At 48.4% G+C, this 19,857-nt stretch carries 13 protein-coding genes; 3 read left to right on the top strand and 10 right to left on the bottom strand.

Going from position 1 to position 19,857, the window contains the following annotated elements; translation table 11 throughout:
- Positions 1-38: 38 nt before the first annotated feature.
- From HMPREF9441_RS12990 to dnaN, 6 genes are read right to left on the bottom strand one after another with little or no spacing between them, the layout of a single operon-like run.
- A complete protein-coding gene (locus HMPREF9441_RS12990) occupies positions 39-1,742 on the bottom strand; it encodes a serine protease (RefSeq protein ID WP_008621950.1) in 1,704 nt (567 codons plus the stop codon).
- Entirely contained in the window at positions 1,739-3,412 is a 1,674-nt protein-coding gene (recN, locus tag HMPREF9441_RS12985; protein WP_008621949.1) for a DNA repair protein RecN, read from the bottom strand. The genes HMPREF9441_RS12990 and recN overlap by 4 nt, the downstream gene beginning before the upstream one ends.
- A 4-nt stretch (positions 3,413-3,416) precedes the next feature.
- Positions 3,417-4,346 carry a type IX secretion system protein PorD gene (gene porD, locus HMPREF9441_RS12980; protein ID WP_021979748.1) on the bottom strand — a complete coding sequence of 310 codons (930 nt, stop codon included), beginning with the start codon at positions 4,344-4,346 and terminating at the stop codon, positions 3,417-3,419.
- A gap of 12 nt (positions 4,347-4,358) precedes the next feature.
- Positions 4,359-5,558, bottom strand: coding sequence for a bifunctional phosphopantothenoylcysteine decarboxylase/phosphopantothenate--cysteine ligase CoaBC (gene coaBC / locus HMPREF9441_RS12975; RefSeq protein WP_008621946.1), 1,200 nt, complete (start codon positions 5,556-5,558; stop codon positions 4,359-4,361).
- A gap of 6 nt (positions 5,559-5,564) precedes the next feature.
- The gene (locus HMPREF9441_RS12970) at positions 5,565-6,335 is read right to left on the bottom strand and encodes a 3'-5' exonuclease (RefSeq protein WP_008621944.1); all 771 of its coding nucleotides are present in this window, start codon (positions 6,333-6,335) and stop codon (positions 5,565-5,567) included.
- 10 nt (positions 6,336-6,345) lie between these two features.
- Positions 6,346-7,470 carry a DNA polymerase III subunit beta gene (dnaN, locus tag HMPREF9441_RS12965; RefSeq protein ID WP_008621942.1) on the bottom strand — a complete coding sequence of 375 codons (1,125 nt, stop codon included), beginning with the start codon at positions 7,468-7,470 and terminating at the stop codon, positions 6,346-6,348.
- 133 nt (positions 7,471-7,603) lie between these two features.
- Here dnaN and HMPREF9441_RS12960 point away from each other — a divergent pair, with 133 nt between their 5' ends.
- Entirely contained in the window at positions 7,604-7,981 is a 378-nt protein-coding gene (locus HMPREF9441_RS12960) for a DUF3127 domain-containing protein (RefSeq protein WP_008621941.1), read from the top strand.
- A gap of 807 nt (positions 7,982-8,788) precedes the next feature.
- Here the strand turns inward: HMPREF9441_RS12960 and HMPREF9441_RS12950 are convergent.
- The 3 genes from HMPREF9441_RS12950 to HMPREF9441_RS12940 are packed head-to-tail and all read right to left on the bottom strand — an operon-like array spanning position 8,789 to position 14,511.
- Positions 8,789-10,159: a TolC family protein gene (locus HMPREF9441_RS12950; RefSeq protein ID WP_008621934.1), complete on the bottom strand. Its 1,371-nt coding sequence runs from the start codon at positions 10,157-10,159 to the stop codon at positions 8,789-8,791.
- Entirely contained in the window at positions 10,156-13,359 is a 3,204-nt protein-coding gene (locus tag HMPREF9441_RS12945) for an efflux RND transporter permease subunit (protein WP_008621933.1), read from the bottom strand. Before HMPREF9441_RS12945 ends, HMPREF9441_RS12950 begins: the two co-directional genes overlap by 4 nt.
- Before the next feature lie 24 nt (positions 13,360-13,383).
- Positions 13,384-14,511, bottom strand: a complete 1,128-nt coding sequence (locus HMPREF9441_RS12940; protein ID WP_008621932.1) for an efflux RND transporter periplasmic adaptor subunit — start codon at positions 14,509-14,511, stop codon at positions 13,384-13,386.
- A gap of 164 nt (positions 14,512-14,675) precedes the next feature.
- Between HMPREF9441_RS12940 and HMPREF9441_RS12935 the strand changes: the two genes are divergently transcribed.
- Entirely contained in the window at positions 14,676-15,515 is an 840-nt protein-coding gene (locus tag HMPREF9441_RS12935; RefSeq protein WP_008621931.1) for an AraC family transcriptional regulator, read from the top strand.
- A 135-nt stretch (positions 15,516-15,650) separates the two neighbouring features.
- Here HMPREF9441_RS12935 and rho read toward each other — a convergent pair whose 3' ends face one another.
- Positions 15,651-17,669, bottom strand: coding sequence for a transcription termination factor Rho (gene rho, locus HMPREF9441_RS12930; protein WP_008621930.1), 2,019 nt, complete (start codon positions 17,667-17,669; stop codon positions 15,651-15,653).
- Between the two features lie 283 nt (positions 17,670-17,952).
- On the opposite strand from rho, the gene HMPREF9441_RS12925 reads away from it, so the two are divergent.
- Positions 17,953-19,857: an ABC-F family ATP-binding cassette domain-containing protein gene (locus HMPREF9441_RS12925; protein WP_008621928.1), complete on the top strand. Its 1,905-nt coding sequence runs from the start codon at positions 17,953-17,955 to the stop codon at positions 19,855-19,857.

Here is a 19,857-nt window from a genome sequence, read left to right as displayed (position 1 = left end):
TCATTTTTTATGAAAGGTTACTGCATTAAGGTGCTGGCTTAGGGCTTTTCCCCATTCCCGGCTTCTTCGCTTTGCAGGATGGCTTGTGCAGATTCGTCTCCCAACTCGGCCGCTTTCTTCAGATGGGCCAGACCTTCTTCACGTCGGTTCAATTTGAGTTGGCAAATGCCCATCAGGCGGTAGGCATCTCCGAACTCGGGATTCAGTTCCGCGCTCTTTTTTGCGGAAGAGAGTGCTTCAGCAAATTCCCCGATACGGTAATAGACCACGGCCCGTTCGGCATGATATAACGGTTCTTTGGGTTCCATGCGTATGGCCCGGTCGATATCGTCGACGGCTTGTTGGAACATGCGGCATTGCATTTCTGCCTGTTCGCGACGGTAGTAGAAGTAGGCTGTGAGTTCATCGCCCATTAAATGCTCGTATTCATTCAGATCCAAAATAGCATCCCGGTAGCGGCCCAAGGCGAGCAAAGTGTTGGAGCGCTCCAACAATGCCGGTGCCGCATCTTTTAAATAAGGTTTGCTGAAACATGCCACGGCACTGTCTTGCAATGCCAGTATCTGTAGCGTATCGGCTCCTGCCATCCGTTTGCATTGGGCGGCGTAGAGGAACAGGTTGGCCGAACGCATATTGGTTCCCGTCAAGGACAAGTATTTTTCGAAGGCCTTTTCGTAGTCTTTGAGTGCATAGAGCGTATTGCCCTCCTGAAGTGTATAGAGGGGGAGAGGATTTTGCTTGTAGGCTTCTCCAGCGAGTGAGAGTGATTTGTTCATGTCCCAGTCTTTATACACCGTGTAACCGGGTTTTAAGTTCAATTCGTATAGCAGTTTGCTGAATGCATAGTACACTTCGTCTTTTTTCTCGGCCACGTCCATGGCTGCATTCATATCTTCTTCAGCGGCTGCATAGTTGCCGTGTGCCATGTAGAAATCAGCCCGTTGGGTGTAGGGTTCGCTGCTTTTGGGAAATTGTTCCGCATAGTCGTTCAGGTACTGGTTATAGGTGGCGGAGTCCGAACGGGCGGCCGTCATGAACAGGAACGTGCGTATATCCGCTTCATCGGCCGGCAGTGCCTTACGGATGTGGATGGCATTTAAGTCGTTGTCGGCCGAAGACATGCCGTTGGTGCAAAGTGTGTTGCCGTATGCGACACTGACGGCGTAGGACGTTGTGGCGGAGGCGTTGGCTTTCCGCTGTATCATTCCCAATACTTCGCCTTCTTCATCCATGACCGGACTGTTCAAGTACTTTTCGTCCAATGGCCGACCTAAGGTGTAGTAACCGTATTTCTCGTTGAATTTCTGAATGTCGTGCAACGTGTCGTTCACACACATTTTGTTTTCTTTTGTCGGGTAGGGGAGGACGTAGACGTGTTCATGTTTCACGCCCATACGGTCTGAAATGGTCAGTGCCGGAGTATCCTTGTCGGTTTTTACCCGGAACTTCACCAGATCGTATAATGAGCTGACTCCCACGATGGCTTCCACTTCGTATTCCTTTCCTTCTCCGCTGACGACTTTGGCTTTGCTAGCTTGTTTGAACAGTTGGTAATCGGCTAAAGCTGTTCCGTTCTTGTCGATGAAAAAGCCGCTGCCGGATTGCAGCATGTCTCCTTTTTCATTCATGGTCACGATGCTGATTTGTGCTTTTGCCGCCTTTTTGAACCATTTGGGATTTTGGGCAACCAAATGGCCGCCCAAAGTAGACAGGCAAGTCAATATAAATATGATCTTTTTCATTTTCTATAGGATTGGTTAAGCAATTCTTTAGCGTTATTGATGGCCGCATCGGTCAGTGTGGTGCCGCTCAACATGTGGGCGATTTCCTCCACGCGTCCTTTTTCGTCCAGTTGGACGATATGGCTGCTAGTACCCTCCGCGTGGTCTTCCTTGTACACTTTGTAATGCGTGCTGCCGAGAGCCGCGATTTGGGGCAGATGGGTGATGCTGATGACTTGTCGGTTGAGTGCCCCCATTTCCTGCATGATATGCGCCATCTTTTCGGCGATGCTGCCGGAGACGCCGGTATCTATTTCGTCGAAAATGATGGTAGGCAGTTTGACCGCCCCGGAAATCATGGCTTTCAGCGAGAGCATGACGCGCGCGATTTCACCCCCCGATGCCACTTGGGAGATAGGTTGCAACTGGCCGTTTTTGTTGGCACTGAAAAGGAAGTTGATTTTGTCGGTTCCCGTCTCGTCCGGTACTTCTTTGGGAGTGAGTTCCACTTTGAATTGGACATTCGGGATACCCAACGGGATGAGCTTTTCTTTCATCTGCCTTTCCACGACCGAGGCCGCCTTTTGCCGTAGCGAGGTCAGCCTTCCGGCTTGTTTCTTCATAGACTCAAGGGCTTGGTCGCATTGCTGTTGCAAGGCCTGTATATGTTCGTCGCTGTGTGTGATGGCGTTGAGTTTTTCGCGGTATTCCTCCTCTATTCGCAGAAGGTCTTCCAACGTGTCCACACGGTGTTTCTGTTGCAAGCCATAGATGGTGTTGAGCCGTTCGTTGACGTATTCCAGACGTTCCGGATTGAACTCGACCTGTTCCGTGCGTCCGGCAATCTCGCCGGCAAGGTCTTTCAACTCGATGTAACATGACTCCATACGTGATGCCAGTTCATTGCCGTCGGGATAAACTTTTCCTATATTATCCAAGAGATGGGTTGTTTCTTTCAAGACGTTGACGATACCGTTTTGTTCATTGTCCAAAAGGTTTTCCGCTTGATACAAAGCCAGTTTGATTTCTTCGGCATGTGTCAGTGTTTCGGCCTCTTGCTCCAGAACTTCTTGTTCTCCGGTTTTCAATGCGGCATTCTCTAATTGCTCCAGTTGGAACGTGATATAGTCTTCTTCCGTACGGGCTTGTTCCGCGGCTTGCCGCGCCTGTTGCAACGCCTTTTCCGCTTGCCTGTAAGCTGTGTACAGTCTTTTATACTGTTGCAGTTCATCCTTGTCTCCGGCCAGGATGTCGATGACGTTCAGTTGGAAGTTCTCTTTGTTCAGCAACAAGTTTTGGTGTTGGGAATGCACATCGATGAGCATTTCCCCCAATTCCTTGAGTTGGCTCACGGGAGCGGGCGTATCGTTGATGAACGCCCGACTCTTGCCGGATGCCGTGATTTCACGGCGGACGATACATTCTTTTCCGTCGAACTCCAAATCGTTGCGTTCGAAGAACTCCTGCATGCCGTAGGCACTCAGGTCGAAAACGGCTTCGATGATACATTTCGACATGCCGTTTTTTATGGATTTACAGTCTGCGCGCTGACCGAGCAGCAGGCCGATTGCACCGAGGATAATGGACTTTCCGGCACCGGTTTCTCCGGTAATGACGGAAAATCCCGGCTCGAACCTGATGTCTAACGTGTCTATTAATGCGTAATTCTGAATGAATAAAGATTTCAGCATATCCTTATTTTCTGAGTTTTTCCCAATAATTGCTTTGTGAAGCGTTGATGGCGAACACGATATTATATACTTTCTCACGTTCTTCCGCCGTGCCCTTTCCGCTGTAAATGCTGACTAACTCATCCCGTTTGATGTCGGTGAATATGACGGGGAGCGCGCTCATGCTTTTCTGGTCGCGGGCTTGTTTGAGCATTTCTATGGATTCCGTAATGGCCATGCGTGCCGTATCGGTATTTTCCGTCATGCGGTCCAGTCCCTGGCGGTGGTATTTGTATTCCAGTTGCCGGAGCGGTTCCATGGCCCCGTCCAGATAGTCGTTGATAATGGCAAAGCGGTTGCGGTCGTTTTCGAAAGCTTTCCATCCGGCATAGCCCAAGTTTTGCGAATTGTTGGCTACGTCCATGGCCATTTGCAGGATGTCGGAACCGCCGAGCGGTGCCATCGTATCCATGTCCATGCCGATGATGAGGTAGGCATAGTAGGCAATGACAGCCGTAAGGTTGTTGTCCACTTGTTCCGGGCGGAATTCCAGTTGGTCGAATTGCTGGAAAGTAAAGTTGAAATTCTCATCCTGAAAATTAAACACCGTCGTTGAATAGTTGGAGTCATACACCGGACGTGTACTCTGCACCTGTATCGACCCAGTAAATGAATTGTCCGTTTCGCTGTAAGTTTTCAGCGTGATACTGAAAGTACAGTTGATGCGTTCTTCTTCTTCGTATGTCATCCCGGTCCATTGCCTCTCGTTGATGAAAGCTGTCAGGGAGTTCTGCAACGCCTCGAAGACGGCGTCCGTCGTGTTGGAGATTTGGGAACGGTTGATGGTCACTTTGGCATTGAGTTCCTGTGCCACAGCCGGGGCTGCAATGTGGAAACATGCCGTCAGGGCCATGAATTTGAGACAGGAAGCTATATGTCTGCGTACGTCATGCATATTTATCCGGCGTTAGAAAGAAGACACGAGCCGGTCGACAATGTCGGCCGCCACTTCTTTTTTGCTTTTCAGCGGATAGACCACGGAATCGGTCCGGCTGATAATGGTTATTTTATTCGTGTCATGACGGAAGCCCGCCCCTGGGTCGTTCAGCGAATTGAGCACGATGAAGTCGAAATTCTTCCGTTCCAGTTTTTCGTGCGCATGCGCCGTCTCGTCATGGGTTTCGAGGGCAAAGCCTATGAGTTTCTGTCCCTCACGTTTCATCTGGCCGAGCGTTTGGGCTATGTCGCGTGTCGGTTTCAGACGGAGGACAAGATCATCGGCTTCACGTTTGATTTTGCGGTCGGAAGCTTGCGCAGGCGTGAAGTCGGCCACGGCTGCACATAAGATGGCCGCATCCGATTCTGGGAAATGTGCCGTGGCCTCGCGGAACATGTCTTCGGCCGATTCCACGTCGATTCGCCGGATGCCCGCCTGCGTGGTGCCGAGAGACGTCGGACCGCAAACCAACATGACTTCCGCGCCGCGTCGGGCACAAGCCTCGGCTAAGGCGATTCCCATTTTGCCCGATGAATAGTTACCGATAAACCTTACGGGGTCTATCTTTTCATACGTGGGGCCTGCTGTAATCAGGATTCTTTTCCCCTGCAAGTCTTGTCCGCCGGAAAAGTAGTCTTCCAGAACCTTGATAATATTTTCAGGTTCCTCCATGCGTCCTTTGCCCTCCAAATGACTGGCCAATTCCCCGCTGGCAGGCTCAATGATATGGTTGCCGTAACTGCGGAGGCGTTCGAGGTTTTGCTGTGTGGAGGGATGGGCGAACATGTCCAAATCCATTGCCGGAGCTACGAAAACGGGAGCTTTCATGGACAGGTAGGTCGTGATGAGCATGTTGTCGGCTATGCCATGAGCCATCTTGCCGATAGACGAGGCCGTAGCCGGTGCAATCACCATGGCATCGGCCCAAAGCCCGAGTGCGACATGGCTGTGCCAACTCCCGTCGCGTCCGGAAAAGAATTCGCTGACCACCGGTTTGCTGGTTAGTGCGGAGAGGGTGACGGGCGTGATGAATTCTTTGCCCGCCGGAGTGATGACCACTTGTACTTCAGCTCCCCTTTTAATCAATCCCCGGATGAGATAGCAGGCTTTGTAAGCCGCGATGCTTCCCGTGATTCCCAATACGATTTTCTTGCCTCTTAATGTTTCCATGCCGGTTTATGCCTTGTTCATATCCAAACGTATCTGGGTTAAAATCTGCTTGGTGTTGCGTGCGAAGTCACCTTGCAGAATCCAACTGTAATATCCGGGATCCGTACGTAACACGTCGGTGACTTTTTTTCCTTTGTATTTGCCGAAGTTGAACACGACATCACGATTTTCATCATAAACCATGCGTCCGGCAAAATCCACGTTATCCGTCATCCTGGAAAAATCGGACAGGAATGCCACGTCGTTTTTCAAGTCTTCAGGATAGTGGTCCAGTTGTGCCATCAGGACTTCGTATGTAGCCCGTGTGTCGGCCAAAGCAGAGTGGGCGTTTTCCAAATCCTTTCCGCAATAGAACTTGTATGCGGCACTCAACGTCCGGCGTTCGAGCTTATGGTAAATGTTTTGTACGTCGATGAACTTACGCTTGCGGATGTCGATGTCTATGCCCGCCCGCAGAAATTCTTCGACCAGCATCGGTACGTCGAAACGGTTGGAATTGAATCCGGCGAAGTCGCATCCCTTGATGGTATTGGCCAGTTCCCGGGCTACTTGCTTGAACGTAGGACAGTCTGCCACGTCTTCATCATAGATACCGTGAATGGCCGAAGAACTTTCTGGAATGTGCATCTCCGGATTGATTCGCATGCTTTTGGACTCTTCATTGCCGTTAGGGTACACTTTGATGTAGCATAATTCTACGATACGGTCGGTGGTGATATTGATTCCCGTGGTTTCCAGATCGAAGAAAACGACGGGATTGTTCAGATTTAATTTCATTTTTATTCTTTTAGTCGTTCAGCATCATAGGCATCAGCAGCATCAGCAGGTCTTCGTTTTCTTCCTGCTCTGCCGGGACGATTACTCCGGCCCGGCTCGGGTCGGCCAGCTCGATGATGACGTTTTCTCCCCCCATATTGTTCAGTATGTCGATGAGGAATGTACCCTTGAAACCGATATTCATCGGAGAGTCTCCGTATTCGCAGGGCACGCGTTCCTCGGCCGAGGTGGAGTAGTCTATGTCTTGTCCGGAGACTACCAACTGATTGCTTTCCAGATGCAACTTGATCAAAGCGCTGCTTTGGTTGGAGAATATCAATACGCGTTTCAGGGCGCTCAGCAAAGTAAGGCGGTCCACCGTAACCCGGTAGGGGTTGTTTTGCGGAATGACAGAGTTATAGTTAGGATAGCGTCCTTCGATAAGTCGGCAGATGAGTCGGGAAGATTCCATGGTAATGTAAGCATTACGCTCATTGAATTTCAACGTGACGTCATCCGATTCCTTCGGTAAGAGGTTTTTCAGAATCGTAGCCGGCTTCTTGGGAAGGATAAAGGCTGCGGGCTGATGGTCTTTGATACCGTAGTTTCTGTTGCGTACCAATTTGTGCCCGTCGGTAGAGACAAAAGTCAGGTTGTCGGCTTGGATATCGAAATATACCCCGTTCATCACCGGACGCAATTCGTCGTCGGCCGTGGCGAACAGGCAACGGTTTATGCCGTTGAGCATCGTTTCGGCCGGTATGATGAGGGCATTCATGTCCTCCTGCGGGAGGTTCATTTCCGGATATTCGTCGGCACTTTGTCCCACGATGTTGAAACGTCCGTTCTGGTAGTTGGCTGTGATTTCCATGTTGTCCGGATTGATATCGAAAGAAAGAGGCTGTTCCGCAATTTCTTTCATGGAGTCCTGGATGGTTTTGGCGTTGATGCAGAAACGGGCATTGGCATCGCTTTCCACAAGTTCCAGGTTGGTGATTAGCGTCGTTTCGCTGTCCGAGGCCGTAATGGTGAGTATATTATCTTGGATTTCAAATAAGAAACAATCCAAGATAGGGAGCGTATTCTTTGAATTTATGACGCGTCCAATCGTCTGCAAGCGATTGAAAAGTGCAGAGCTTGATACGATAAATCTCATAATGTGGTATTTTTAGAATTATATTCAGCAAATTTACATATTTAAGTAGAACGGAACAAAAAAAATAATTTAAAATTCGAGAAAGTAGAAAATAAGTTGTAATTTCGCATCACTAAACAGTTAATGTAGAAATATGGAAATTACAGGAAAAGTTATTGCTGTGTTACCTGAGCGGGGTGGCGTTTCTCAGCGTACCGGTTCGGAGTGGAAAGTACAGGAATATGTGTTGGAAACTCAGGAGCAATATCCCAGAAAAATGTGTTTTGACGTTTTCGGCGCAGATAAGATTGCACAGTTCGCCATTAAGATCGGCGACCAGCTTACCGTGTCTTTCGATATAGATGCGCGTGAATATAATGGCCGGTGGTACAATAGTATTCGTGCTTGGAAAGTGGAGCGTGCGACAGCTCCGGCCGAATCTCCCGCAGGACCGGTGCCTTTCCCTCCGGTTTCGGATGCGGCGCCTGTTGATTTTTCGGCAGGAGATTCTAAAGACGACCTGCCTTTCTGACAGGAACGGTGGAAGTATACAGTAATCCCGATAGCAAGAGGCTATCGGGATTTTTTGTGCTTCCTTGAACCGTGTGGGGGTATTGCAGAAGGAGTCGGACAGATTGTCAGAATGTCATTCCATGTCCTGCAGGAATCGTTTATTTGCACGTGGATGCGACGGTTTACAGAAATATGCGATTCTCACGCGGTGGGAAGAAAACGATTTGGAAGCGATAGGGTGGACGAGGCTTCCATTATGTCGGGCGGGAAAGTGCGGTCGGCGTTCGTTGGGGGAGAAGTTGTAAGTACAAAGATGGGTTGGCCAGACCATTTGACATCGGGGTTTTGAAGGCGGAGAAGCATCGAATAGAAGAAAAACGGCCGTCTGCGGCATATCGTTACCTCGTTTTCTGTTGCCGTTCATGGCCGTTTGAGGATGTCGTCTGAACAATAAGAGGAGAAAAAAATGTTATTTTGCTCCAAATGAAAAAAAGTTTGGCTGAGATTGATTCTTAATTTTGCTTAATTTGGTTCAAGTTTCCGCCAGAATGGCAAATAAGTGTATTCAAAATAGCCCTGAATCCTTCCTGAATGGATGTCGTATGCGAAAGTGTGGGTTGGGGAATCCGGCTTTTTTCTGTCAGGAAGATGGTAAAATACGGAATTCTGTTGACAAGATGAAAGCCTGCGTCTTTGTGCGGACATCTTCGTTCCATGGCTTCTGCCGTATGCCTTGGATGGGCGGGATGCATGTGGAAAGGAAGACGGCCTCCGGACAATTTGCCGGAAGCCGTCTTCGCTTGGTTTATAAAAAGAGGTAGTTACTTTATTCGTCGTAGCCTCCGCCTAAAGCCTGATACAGCTCGATGGCAGCCTGTATCTGGCTGAATTTGTTACTGATTTGCGACATCTGTGCCGTCAGCAAAGTCTGTTGGGCTGTCAACACCTGCAGGTAGTTGGTCGACGAGTTCATCATCAATGCTTGCGTACTTTTTACAGCCGTTTCCAAAGAAGCGATCTGTTTGGTGTACAAACCGTCTTTTTCTCCTGTGGCCTGTATTTTGGTTAAGGCTGCATTGACTTCCGTTCCGGCATCCAATAAAGTCTGTTGGAATGAAAGCTTGGCCTGTTCCTGCTGTGCTTTTGAGATTTTATATTGTGCACGCAACTTTCCGTTCTGGAAAATGGGTTGTGTCAGCGACGCCATGGCATTCCATATCCATTTGCCCGGATTGACCGGTAGGGTACCGAGGTCGTTCGTCCAGCCTATAGCACCGCTTAAGTTCAAGCCCGGGTAGAAAGCGGCACGCGATTCGTTGGTGGCGTAATATGCTACGGCCAACTGGGTTTCTGCCTGCTTCACGTCCGGACGGTTGGCCAGTGCGGCAGCCGGAATACCGGCCGACATGCGGGCCGGAACCTTCCAATTGTTCATAGAGCCGATGGCATACTTTTGCGGAGCTTCACCCAACAGGGCAGAGAACTCATTTTCCAAATCACTGATTTGCTGTTTCAAGTCCGTGATTTGCGTGCAAATGCTATAGTAGTTGGCTTCAGTCTGCGACACGGCTGCCATGTTGCTTTGACCGGCATTCATCAAGGCACGGGTGGTTTCGACGTTCTCCTTCCACAGTTTTTCCGTTTCCTGGCTGACGGCTAACTGGTCTTTCAGCATGGCCAGCGAGTAGTAATAGTTGGCGATTGCCGCAATCAACTGAGACTGTACGGCCTGTTTGTAAGCCTGGCTGTTTTCAAGTTGGGCTTGTGCACGCTTTTTGGCATTGTGCAGGCTTCCGAAGATGTCTATTTGCCAAGAGGCTGATACCGGAATGGTATAAGTTTGTGTGGCTTTTCCCCAATCCACACCGGCCAACGAACCTTGCGGAGCGAAAGCGAGACTGGGGATATAAGCCCATTTGGCAGCCTTCAGCGAGGCTTCGGACTGTTCGATTTGCAGTTGGGCACTACGTAAGTTCGTGTTTTGTGCCAACCCTCTTTCAATCAGAGTCTGCAGTTGGGGATCCGTGAAGATTTCTCTCCATGCGAATGAGGCTAAGCCCAATGAGTCGCCGCTTTGAGTGTTGTCGCTGCGGTACAGACCGTCAGTCTGAATGTCGGCCGGGCGTTCGTAGCTTTTGTATAGACCGCAACTGCTCAACAGAGCAGCCGTGGTCATGGTCATAATTATCTTTTTCATTGTTCGTCTTTTTCGCTTTTAAATGCACTGCGTTCTTCTAAACTCTTTTGGCGTTCTGCTAATACTTGGGCGTCTGCTTCTTCATGCAAAGGCGGACGAACCTTTTCTTGCAAGTATTGGAATACGATAAAGAATACAGGAGTAATGAAGAGTAGCGCCAAAGTACCGATTAACATACCGCCGACAACACCCGTACCCAGAGAACTGTTACCGTTGGCTCCGGCACCTGTGGCGAACATCAAAGGCAACATACCGAAGATCATGGTCAACACCGTCATCAAAATCGGGCGGAAACGTACTTGGGCTGCAGAGTAGGCTGCTTCGATAATGCCCATTCCCTTTCGGCGACGTTCCGTGGCATACTCTGTGATAAGGATAGCTGTCTTAGCCAACAGACCAATCAACATAATCACACCGGTTTGCAGATAGATGTTGTTTTCCAGACCGAAAAGCCATGCGAAGAGGAACGAACCCATCAAACCGCACGGTACGGAGAGGATAACGGCCATCGGAACTAAGAAACTTTCGTACAGACACGACAGAATTAAGAAAATCAGCACGATACAGAACACGTAGATGAAGACCGTGTCGTTGGAACCGGCTGTTTCTTTCTCTTCACGTGAGATGCCGCCGTATTCATAATTATAACGGTTGGGCATGGTCTGTGCGAATACTTCTTCAATGGCTTGCATGGTCTGGCCCGAAGAATAACCCGGAGCCGGGTTTACGTTGCAGGCAATGGCATCGAACAGGTTGAACCGGTTGGTGACTTCAGGTCCCATGGTCTTCTTGACACTGAGGAATTGGCTGATAGGAGCCATTTCGCCGTTCACCCGTACAAAGATGTTGTTCAGCGATTTTTCATCCAAACGATATTTCGGGTCAGCCTGAATCATGATACGGTATACCTTAGAGAACAAGTTGAAGTTGGATGCATAAATACCACCGCAATAACCGCCTAATACGCTTAACACTTCAGACGGAGAGATTCCTGCACGTTTGCATTTTGCCGCATCTATGTCGATAGCATATTGGGGGAAGTTCGGGTTGAAGGTCGTATATGCCATGGCTACTTCAGGGCGTTGGTTCAATGCACCGATGAACTTCATGGTATTCTGATAGAATGAAGTCAGGTCACCGCCCACGCGGTCTTGGAGCTGCAATTCGATACTGTTACCCATACCGTATCCCGGAATCATACCCGGCTGGAACGTGAAGGATTGTGCCTCTTTGATGCTTTGCAGCATGAAGTTCAGTTTATTCATGACGGAAGTGGCATCCTGTCCCTTGCCTGTACGTTCGTTCCAGTCTTTCAAACGAATGATGAAAGAACCGTAAGACGTACCTTGACCGGCGATGAAGCCGTAACCGGAAATCTTTGAATAATGGTCTACTTCCGGAATTTGCTTGATGATGTTTTCTATCTTGGCCATTGTCTTGTTGGTAGTAGCCAAACTGCTACCCGGCGACATGCTGACATTGACCATCATCGTACCCTGGTCTTCCTGAGGAACCAATGCCGTTTTGGTCGTCTTCATAAAGTACACTAACAGCACGCATGAAACAACAAGCGAGCCCCATGAAATCCAACGATGATGAATGAAGAACATGACTCCATTCTTATATTTGCTCATCATGGCATTGAACGAAGCATTGTAGGCGGCTTTTACGATACCGTTAATGCTTCTTTTGCCTTTCTTGCCGCTCGCAGGACGCATCCACATAGCACATAGCGCCGGACACAACGTCAAGGCATTCAGACATGAAATACCTACGGCTACGGCCATGGTCACACCGAATTGAGTGTAGAAGATACCGGACGTACCGCCCATGAAGGTCACAGGGATAAACACAGCCATAAACACAAGGGTACAAGTGATAACGGCCATGGTAACATCAGACAATGCATCTTTGGTGGCCAGATAGGGCGATGTGTATCCGACATCGAATTTGGATTGTACGGCTTCGACCACCACAATGGAGTCGTCCACCACCGTACCGATAACCAACACGAGTGCGAATAGTGTCAGGATGTTGATACTGAAACCTGCAATTTGCATGGCCGCAAAGGTTCCCACCAATGAAACGATGATGGAAATGGACGGAATCAGCGTACTCTTGAAGTCCTGCAAGAAGAAATATACCACCAAAATAACGAGGATGATGGCGATTACCAATGTCTCAACCACTTCATGGATAGAAGCAAACAAGAAGTCATTGGAACTCATCATTGTCATGAATTCCAGACCTTCAGGAAGTTCTTCGTTAATCTCAGACAACAATTTGGAGATTTCCGCATTTACCTCCGTGGCGTTTGAACCGGCAACCTGGAACACCATAAAGGTACAGCTCGGGTGCCCGTCTACGTTACTGTCGAAAGCGTATGACTGAGTGCCGAGTTCTACACGAGCCACGTCTTTTACGCGTAAAATATTACCGTCGGGTAAAGAACGGACTACGATATCTTCGAATTGACTGATATCGGTCAGACGTCCCTTATATTTCATGGTGAACTGGAACGTATTCGTTGAGTTCTCACCCAATGAACCGGTTGGAGATTCCAAGTTCTGTTCGCCCAAGGCAGAGGTAATGTCGGTGGGGACAAGGCCGTATTGCGCCATGACATCCGGCTTCAGCCAAATACGCATACTGTACGTGTCACCCATGGCCATCACGTCTCCCACACCCTCTACACGTTTGATACGGGGCACTACGTTGATGTCAAGGTAGTTGGCAATGAATGTCTTGTCATAACGGTTGTTAGGGCTGTACAACGAACCGATTTGCAAGAAACTGGTTTGTCGTTTGGTGGTCGTCACACCGATTTGCGTTACTTCTACCGGTAACAAACCTTGAGCCTTGCTCACACGGTTTTGAACGTTCACCGCAGCCATGTCGGGGTCTGTCCCTTGTTTGAAGTAAATAGATATATCGGCAGAACCGGAGTTCGTGGCAGTAGACTGCATGTAAGTCATGTTTTCCACACCATTGATTGCCTCTTCCAGAGGTTGGACCACACTCTTCATCACAGCGTCTGCGCTGGCTCCCGTGTAGGTGGCCGAGACACATACGGTCGGAGGAGCAATGTCCGGGTACTGCTCAATCGGCAGGGTGCCCAGTGAAATAAATCCTACGATAAGAATGAGGATGGAGATGGAGAAAGCCATCACCGGGCGTTTTATAAATATGTTACCTTTCATTGTTTTTACTTAATTTAGAATTCACTATTTACCATGATTTTGTGCACCTTGTGCTGTACCCACAGGTGTACCTTCGCGTACCAGACCGGCACCTTCGGCAATGATGACATCGCCCACGTTCAAACCTTGGGTTACAATGTATTCCGTACCATTGTTGTTGGGAGCCACTTCGATGTTCGCACTTTGGGCTTTTCCGTCTACGACCTTATAGACCAAGACCTTGTCCTGAAGTTCGAATGTAGCGGCCTGCGGGATGACAATCACGTCCTTGTAATATACCGGTACTTCTACATTACCGTTGGCTCCACTGTGTAACAGGTGAGAAGCATTGGGGAATGTAGCACGAACCTGGGCCGTACCTGTGCTGGTGTTGATTACTCCGCTGATGGATTCAACGCGACCGCTGTCCGGCAGGACGCTACCGTCGTTCAGAATCAATTTCACGGCCGGCATCTTTTTGGCTGCCTCTTCCAACGAACCGTATTGACGGGTCATATTGAGCAAGTCGTCTTCGTTGACGGAGAAGTAAACATACAGCTCGCTGTTGTCGGAGACGGTGGTCAAAGGCTGCGGGATAGAACTGCTGACCAATGCGCCCTGACGGTAAGGAAGCTGGCCTACCACACCGTCGGCCGGGCTTTTTACTACGGTATAAGACAAGTTGTTTCTTGCATTTACAACTTGTGCTTTCATTTGAGCTACGGATGCTTTTGCACTCAATAAGCTATTTTGAGCTTTCTGTAAATCGAAATCGGAAACGACTTTCTGATCGAACAGGCGCTTGGTGCTCTTGAATGTCAAATCGGCTGTAGCTTCTGCTGCTTCTGCTGCTTTCAGGTTGGCTTCGGCTGTGTTCAACGCGGCTTGGTAAGGCACCTGGTCGATGATAAATAACGTTTGTCCTTTCTTGACACGGTCGCCTTCTTGCACGCACAGACGTTGGAGCGTTCCACTGACTTGCGGATATATCTCTACATCCTGACGTCCTTCAATTCTTGCACTGTAAAGTGATTGTAATACTATGGAGTCGGTTTTTACGGTCATTGTCTTGTAAGAACCCGTGTCCATTGCTTGTTGTTGCTTATTGCAACCAGTTAACGCAACTAAGCAACAAAATGCTGTCGTTGCAACAGTCTTAATACCTCTATTCATAATTAATAAATAAAATAATAATCTCAAAAACGGTGCAAAAATACACAAACTGTGCGAGTATACGCTTGTTAAAAGTACCTTTGTTTTGTTCATTTTGGGAAGTAACCTTGCATTTTAGGAATATTCTACTTAATTTTGATTTCTATTAACGAAATAATCTCTTTATGGAAGAAAACATACGTTCGTTGTTGGCGCAGGAGTGTTTTTATTTTAGGACTTCTTTGAATTGGACGGTAGAGAGTGGGGTGACTTTAGACAAGTGTTTACTTGTAATGGTGGAGAGAGGGAAGGCTTCTGTTTTCGTAGGGGAAAATGAGTATATTTTGGAGCGGAACCAGATACTTTTCATGCGGCCTGAGTTACCGCTGAAGAAGTTGCGTTCCACGACGGATTTTTCAGTTTCGTTGATGGCTTTTCCGCCTTCTATGCTTCGGGACAGTACGGAACGTATGGAGCCTCGTTTTCTATTACTTTTGTTTACACAAGTGATTTGGGGGGTGGATACGGAAAACCGGAAACTGGTGGAGCATTTTCGGGAATTGTTTCGTTTTGCGGTTGCGGATTACGGCAGGGGATACACGCGTGAATTAGTACTGAGTTTAGTGAATGGTCTGGTGTATGGGGCTTACGAAATGTGTGGGGCTGCACGTCTGGAGAATTTGTCTTTGGACTCTTCCCGCTCCCGGGAGTTGTTCCGGAACTTTATGGAGTTACTTCATGAACATCTGACGCGTGAGCACGAAGTGCAGTTTTATGCCGGTAAACTTTGTATTTCATCCAAATATCTTACTCAGGTCTCGAAAGGGATGATCGGACGTACGCCCAAACAGATTATCGACGAAACCCTTATGCACGAGGCCATGAAGTTATTGGATAAAAACAATTCGAGCATACAGGATATCAGTGTCAGTCTCGGATTCCCTGACCAGTCTTATTTCGGACGTTTTTTCAAGCGTTTGAAACACATGTCGCCCCAGCAATACCGCTTGAGGTCGAAACGTTGACAGTCCTTTCAATATCTAAGAACTTTTGTGGACTGGAATTTTATAAGAAGCGTTCCATCGTCTTCGGAAAAGAAGGAGACGATGGAACGCTTATATTTGTAAGCCGGATATAGACCTCGTGCGAGGATTCAGGCTTTATGAATTCATGCTCATCAGGAACTCTTCGTTGTTCTTAGTCGGTTCAATCCGGTCTTTCAAGAACGTCATGGCTTCTATCGGGTTCATGTCCGCAAGAATCTTGCGCAGTACCCACATGCGATCCAGGGTCTGTTTGTCATGCAACAGGTCGTCGCGTCTTGTGCTTGAAGCTACGATGTTGACAGCCGGGAAGATACGCTTGTTGCTCAGCGAACGGTCGAGCTGGAGCTCCATATTTCCCGTACCCTTAAACTCCTCGAAGATGACTTCGTCCATTTTACTACCGGTGTCTATCAGTGCGGTGGCTATAATGGTCAGCGAACCGCCGTTTTCGATGTTACGGGCTGCTCCGAAGAAACGTTTCGGCTTGTGCAGTGCGTTGGCATCCACACCTCCGGAGAGAACCTTTCCGCTGGCGGGAGAAACCGTATTGTAAGCGCGTGCCAGTCGCGTGATGGAGTCGAGGAAGATGACCACGTCGTGTCCGCATTCTACCATTCTCTTGGCCTTTTCCAGTACGATGCCGGCTATCTTCACGTGGCGTTCCGCCGGTTCGTCGAACGTGGAGGCTATGACTTCGGCGTTGACGGTGCGTGCCATGTCCGTTACTTCTTCCGGACGTTCGTCAATCAACAGCATGATGAGGTACGCTTCCGGGTGGTTGGCGGCGATAGCGTTGGCAATATCCTTCATCAGGATGGTCTTACCCGTTTTAGGTTGTGCCACCAATAAGGCGCGTTGTCCTTTACCGATGGGGGCAAACAAGTCTACGATACGTGTAGAAAGATTGTCGTTATGTCCTTTACAAAGTTTGAACTTTTCGTCGGGGAAAAGCGGAGTGAGATGTTCGAAAGGCACTCGGTCTCTCACGTCGCTGGGAGCACAACCGTTGATTTTTGTCACTCGGATGAGCGGGAAATACTTTTCGCCGGGTTTCGGAGGACGTACGGGGCCTTCTACCACATCACCGGTTTTAAGGCCGAACAATTTGATTTGTGAAGTGCTTACGTAGATGTCGTCCGGAGAAGACAGATAATTATAGTCGCTGGAGCGCAGGAAGCCGTATCCGTCCTGCATGATTTCCAAAACTCCTTCGCCCGTCAGGATGTCTCCGAAATCGTATGTCGGTTCGGTGCCTTTAGGAAGTACTATTTCCTTTTCCGGGGCGTTTTCTGCCGCTTCGTACGAATAGGTATCGGGAAGTCCGTGAGATGTAATGTCCGGTTGTTGGCTGGGGTAAGTCATATACGTTTCATCCATGGCCGGTTCTGTCGGGATGATGGGGATGTCTTCCACCACGACGAAATCATTTTCGTCTGCAGAGAAGAAATTTTCTGTAGAAGGTGCCACAGATTCTGTTTTTTCCGTGATTTCCGGAACCTCGGCTTCTGTCACATCGTCAATTGTTTCCGCGGACTGAGCCGGAATGTCCTGCAAGATTTCCAACGGAACGTCGGTGATAGGTTCGTCCATAACCGGAAGCTGCTTTGCTTTGTCCGACAAAACAGTGGCTTGTTCCTCTGCTAATTTTGCAGCAGCTTCCAATGCCGCTTTTTCGGCTTTTGATTTCCGTCCTCTCTTTTTGGGAGCCGGGGCGGAAAGAGCTTCTGCATTGTTTTCTATTGTATTGTCAGATATTTCTTTTTCCACGATGGCTTCCACCGGCAGGTCTGCCAATTCGGGACTGATTACGGGAGTTGTTTTTTCATTTTTCAGTTCCGTTGCCTCTTCTTTATTATCGCGGGCGGCTTCCTTTTTCTTCATATCGAAGTTCTCGCCGTTGCCTTGTGAGGCACTATATACGCGGTCGGTTTCTTTCTTGCTCACTCTGACGCGTTTGCGCGGTGTTTTCGTTGTAGTGGCTTTTTGTGAGGCGGACAATATGGACTCTTCGTCTATGATTTGATAGATCAGCCCCATACGGTCTCCTTCATTAGGTGAGGGGATTCCTAAATTCTTTGCTATGTCTATCAGTTCTTCCTGAGACATGGCTTCTAATTCACTTTTCTTATGCATATGTAAGTATGTGTTGTACTTTTCTTGTATTGTACAGAGTTTATCTGTAGAATAAAAGTAGGATTCTTTTGATTGGATTTTCTTTGTTGTGATTAAAGAAAGAATACTGTGTGATTACAGTCATCTTGCATTTTGTTGGTGCAAAAGTAATGAATAATTTCTAAAAAACACGCATCTTTCCCATTTTTTTTCACTGAAAACAGAAAGTTTTCCACTTTGAAGTTTCTTTTTGCGGGTTTCATAATTAATCGTTATATTCGCGGGCAATTTGTATGGATGGAATATGGCTTTAGTGAATCCTTATTTACAGGTAGACGGTTTGACCAAGCGTATAGGTGACCGCATGTTGTTCGAACATATTTCTTTCGGCATTGCCGAAGGGCAACGGGTAGGCTTGATTGCCAAGAACGGAACCGGTAAGTCGACTTTATTAAATATAATAGGAGGAAAAGACGGATATGACGAAGGAAACGTGGTGTTCCGCCGCGACTTGAATGTGGGCTATCTGGAACAGGCGCCTTCTTATCCGCCCGATTTGACGGTCATCGAGGCTTGTTTCAGCCATGGCAATGCCGTGACCAATTTGATACGGGAATATGAAAATTGTATGAATACGCCCGGAAACCCTCGTTTGGAAGAGATTCTCGACCGGATGGAGAGGGAAAAAGCCTGGGACTACGAGAACCGGGCGAAGCAAATTCTGTCGCAGTTGAAAATACATTCTTTCAATCAGAAGATTTCCACGCTGTCGGGTGGGCAACTTAAACGGGTGGCCTTGGCCAATGTGCTGATTACCGAACCGGATTTGCTGATTCTGGACGAGCCGACCAATCATCTTGACCTGGAAATGATAGAGTGGCTTGAAGGTTATCTGAAACGTTCCAAGTTGAGTCTGCTGATGGTGACACACGACCGTTATTTTCTGGATCGGGTTTGTTCCGTCATATTGGAACTGGACGACTATACCGTATATACTTACAAAGGGAACTATAGCTATTATTTGCAGAAACGGCAGGAACGTATCGACGCATCGAATGCCGAGGTGGCGCGTGCCAACAACCTTTATCGTACGGAATTGGACTGGATGCGCCGCATGCCTTGCGCCCGAGGGCATAAGGCGCGTTATCGTGAGGAAGCGTTTTACGAACTGGAGAAAGTGGCAAAACGTAAAACGGTGGAACAGAGCGTGTCGTTGGAGGTGAAATCGTCTTATATCGGTAGCAAAATCTTCGAGGCCGACTACATTAGCAAAAGTTACGGACCGGATAAAGTCATCCTGAAAGATTTCTTTTATACTTTCTCGCGGTATGAGAAAATGGGTATCGTAGGGAATAACGGCACCGGCAAGTCTACCTTCATCAAGATTCTGCTGGGTTTGGTGAAGCCGGACAGCGGACGGGTCGTCGTGGGCGAGACGGTGAAGTTCGGGTATTATTCGCAAGACGGGATGGTTTTCGACGAACAAATGAAAGTCATCGACGCGGTGAGGAGCATTGCCGAATATATCGACCTTGGGGGAGGTCGGCATCTGTCGGCCATGCAATTTTTGCAGCATTTCATGTTTTCGCCCAAAGACCAGCAAAACTACGTGTATAAATTGAGCGGAGGAGAGCGCCGCCGCCTGTATCTTTGCACCGTGTTGATGCAGAATCCGAACTTCCTGGTGTTGGACGAGCCTACCAACGATTTGGACATTGTCACGTTGCAGGTATTGGAGGAATATTTGCGGAATTTCAAAGGTTGCGTGATTGTGGTGAGCCACGACCGTTATTTTATGGACAAGGTGGTGGATCATCTTTTGGTATTTCAGGGGCAGGGCGATGTGCGTGACTTTCCGGGCAACTACACGCAGTATCGGGAATGGCAGGAAGAAAAACAAAAGTTTGAGCGCGAACAACAAAAAGACCTGTCCTCGAAAACAAAAGAGCCGCCGGTGCAAAAGACTTCCCGTCCGGCTCATGGAGAACAAAAGCGTAAAATGACGTTTAAGGAACGTCGGGAGATGGAACTGTTGGAGCAAGATATCGCCTCACTCGAGTCGGAAAAGAAAAACATTGAGGAAGCTTTGTGTAGCGGGGCACTGTCTGTAGAAGAATTGACGGATAAGTCCAAGCGCCTGTCCCTCCTCAATGACGAACTGGACGAAAAGTCCATGCGTTGGTTGGAGTTGGCCGAGATTGAGGGGTAA

The sequence above is a fragment of the Paraprevotella clara YIT 11840 genome, assembly GCF_000233955.1.
GTDB lineage: Bacteria > Bacteroidota > Bacteroidia > Bacteroidales > Bacteroidaceae > Paraprevotella > Paraprevotella clara.
This window is presented reverse-complemented; position numbering and strand designations above follow the sequence as displayed.